General features: G+C 65.0%; 4 protein-coding genes. 1 reads left to right on the forward strand and 3 read right to left on the reverse strand.

The features are described from left to right. Window positions 1-788, forward strand: a 788-nt coding sequence (gene mltB, locus JMF90_RS30510) for a lytic murein transglycosylase B (RefSeq protein ID WP_201325838.1), incomplete at its 5' end; no start/stop codon positions are given. 77 nt (window positions 789-865) lie between these two features. Here mltB and cysM read toward each other — a convergent pair. The 3 genes from cysM to rfaD form a co-directional block, all read right to left on the reverse strand. After that, window positions 866-1,768 (reverse strand): cysteine synthase CysM, encoded by a 903-nt coding sequence (cysM, locus tag JMF90_RS30515; protein WP_006476564.1) that lies wholly within the window; start codon window positions 1,766-1,768, stop codon window positions 866-868. Window positions 1,769-1,981: 213 nt separating this feature from the next. Continuing rightward, a complete protein-coding gene (locus JMF90_RS30520; protein WP_006476565.1) occupies window positions 1,982-2,329 on the reverse strand; it encodes a helix-hairpin-helix domain-containing protein in 348 nt (115 codons plus the stop codon). A 74-nt stretch (window positions 2,330-2,403) separates the two neighbouring features. Then, window positions 2,404-3,233: ADP-glyceromanno-heptose 6-epimerase (gene rfaD, locus JMF90_RS30525; protein WP_201325839.1), on the reverse strand; the 830-nt coding region annotated here is incomplete at its 5' end.

Below are 3,233 nucleotides of genomic sequence, written 5' to 3' on the forward strand. Positions count from 1 at the left end.
GGAAGGCGAACCAGGCGGCGCTGCAGCGCGCGTCCGAGCAGTTCGGCGTGCCGCCCGAGGTGATCGTCGGCATCATCGGCGTCGAAACCATCTATGGCCGCTACATGGGCAATTTCCGCGTGCTGGACGCGCTGACGACGCTAACATTCGACTACCCGGACACGCCGAATCGCGACAGCCGCCAGGCCACCTTCCGCAAGAACCTCGAAGACTTCCTGGTCTGGACCCGCGACAACCAGCTCGACCCGACCACCGTGCTCGGCTCGTACACCGGCGCGATCGGGATTCCGCAGTTCCTGCCGAGCAGCATCCGCGAATATGCGGTCGACTTCGACGGCACGGGCCACGTCGATCTGCGCAGCAGTCCTGTCGATGCGATCGGCAGCGTCGCGAACTACCTGAAGCAGCACGGCTGGGAAACCGACCGACCGGTGGTCTGGCAGATCACGCCGGACACGGGCAGTCTGGGCATCGCACAGGCCGCCGCCGACGGCCAGCCCGAACCGCACTGGGCGCTGTCGCAACTGCTGCGCGCCGGCATGACGCTGAACGAGCCGACGGTCAACATCACGACCGAAGCCGGCACGCCGGTGACGGTCGTCGACCTGCCGACGCCGGGGCGTGCGACCGAATATATGCTCGGCCTGAAGAACTTCTATGTGTTGACGCGCTACAACCGCAGTTTCTTCTACGCACTCACCGTGTACCAGCTCGGCGAAGCCGTGAAGGCGCAGATGGAAGCCAGTGGCGCGCTGCCACCCGCCGCTGCCGACGAGCAGCCGCAGTAAGCGCTGGCCGCCCAAAGAAAAAGCGCCGCAGAAGCGGCGCTTTTTTTATCGATGCGCGCCTCGCGCACCGATCTCGCTCAGGCGGGAAACACACCCGTGGACAGATAGCGGTCGCCACGATCGCAAACGATGAACACGATCGTCGCATTCTCGACCTGACGCGCGATACGCATCGCGACTTCGCATGCGCCGCCCGACGAAATGCCCGCGAAAATGCCTTCGACCGCCGCGAGCCGGCGCGTCATCGTTTCCGACGCAGCCTGGCTCACGCTCTCGACGCGGTCGACACGGCTGCGATCGAAGATGGTCGGCATGTACGCTTCCGGCCATTTGCGGATGCCCGGAATACGCGAGCCGTCTTCCGGCTGCGCACCGACGATCTCGATCGCCGGATTCTGTTCCTTCAGATAGCGCGACGTGCCCATGATGGTGCCCGTCGTGCCCATGGCGGACACGAAGTGCGTGATGCGCCCTTCGGTATCGCGCCAGATCTCCGGCCCCGTTGCTTCGTAGTGCGCGACGGGATTGTCGGGGTTGCCGAACTGGTCGAGGATCACGCCCTTGCCTTCACGCTGCATCTGCTCCGCGAGGTCGCGCGCCAGCTCCATCCCGCCCTTCACCGGCGTCAGGATGATCTCGGCACCATAAGCGGCCATGCTCTGGCGGCGCTCGACCGACAGATCCTCCGGCATGATCAGCACCATCTTGTAGCCGCGGATCGCCGCGGCCATCGCGAGCGCGATGCCCGTGTTGCCGCTCGTCGCCTCGATCAGCGTATCGCCCGGCTTGATGCGCCCGCGCGCCTCGGCCTTGCTGATCATCGACAGCGCCGGGCGATCCTTCACGGAGCCGGCCGGATTGTTGCCCTCGAGCTTCGCGAGCAGCACGTTGTTGCGGGCGCGAATCTCGTCGTCCGGCAGGCGGACCAGTTGCACGAGCGGCGTATTGCCGATCGTGTCTTCGATAGTTTTGTAAGCCATGGATATACCGTGAGTGCGAGGCCGATCAATCGATCGATTGTAAACCAGCACCGGCACCCGCGCCGGCAACCCCATTGCGACGATGGAATACGCGTGCCGCGCGGTTCGCGGTTCGCCACGCACGCCGCTCCACGCAAAAAACCCGCGGCATGCCGCGGGAAGCCGTCGCAACGACGGCGACTGAAGGAGCGCTTGTGTCGGTTGCTTGACGCGTTATTTCTGCGCGGTGCGGGCCGGTGCGGCGGCAGGCTTCGCTGCCACCGGTTTGGCCGCGGCCGACGGCGTAGCGCTCGTACCCGCCGCTGCACCGATCGTCAAACCTTCCTGCTGAAGCCGCTCGACGGTATGCCCGCCCATGCCCTTCACGCGCGTGGCGAGATCGTCCGCATTCCTGAACGGACCGCGTGCGCCGCGCTCGTCGAGAATCGCCTTGGCCCGCGCCGGGCCGATGCCCTTGATGCCGACGAGCGCATCCTCGTTCGCGGTGTTGACGTCGACGGCCGCCCAGGCCGACGCGACTGCGCCGAGCATGACCGCTGCGGCAAACCATTTCCTGATCATGTGCTGGATCTCCGAAGAAAAACGGCCGGCGGCTGCCGACCGTGAGACCCAGTCTATCGATGCAACGCTTCGGTTTAAACCTGGCCGGATAGCCAACGCACGTAGCGGTCGACGCCTTCCTGCACGGTCAGGAACGGTGCGTCGTAGCCGGCCGCGCGCAGTTTCGTCTGGTCGGCCTGCGTGAAGCACTGGTACTTGCCGCGCAGTGCATCGGGGAACGGCACGTATTCGATCAACCCCTGCTCGACCTGCTGCGCGAGCGTCAGCGGCGCCTGGTTGTCGAGCGCACGCAGCGTGTTCACGACCGTCGACGCGATATCGTTGAACGGCTGCGCCCGCCCCGTGCCGAGGTTGAAGATGCCCGACTTCTCCGGATGATCGAAGAAGAACAGGTTCACCTTGGTCACGTCCTCGACCGACACGAAATCGCGCGTCTGCTCGCCCGGCGCATAACCGTTGTACTCGCCGAACAGCTTCACCTTGCCTTCCGCGCGGAACTGGTTGAAGTTGTGGAACGCGACCGACGCCATGCGACCCTTGTGCGTCTCGCGCGGGCCGTACACGTTGAAATAGCGGAAGCCCGCGATCTGGCTCTTCGCGCTCGGCAGCACGCGACGGATCACCTGGTCGAACAGGAACTTCGAATAGCCGTACACGTTCAGCGGCGCCTCGACGTCGCGCTCCTCGACGAAACGCGTCGAGCCGCCGTAGATCGCGGCCGACGACGCATACAGGAACTGCGTGCCCTGCGCGAGGCAGGTATCGAGCACCGCGCGGCTGTAGCGGAAGTTGTTGTCCATCATGTAGCGGCCGTCGGTTTCCATCGTGTCCGAACAGGCGCCTTCATGAAATACCGCGCGCACCTTGCCGAAATCGCCACGCGCGAAGCGTTCGACGAATTCGG

It is taken from the genome of Burkholderia sp. E168m23 (genome assembly GCF_016586125.1).
Lineage (GTDB): Bacteria > Pseudomonadota > Gammaproteobacteria > Burkholderiales > Burkholderiaceae > Burkholderia > Burkholderia orbicola.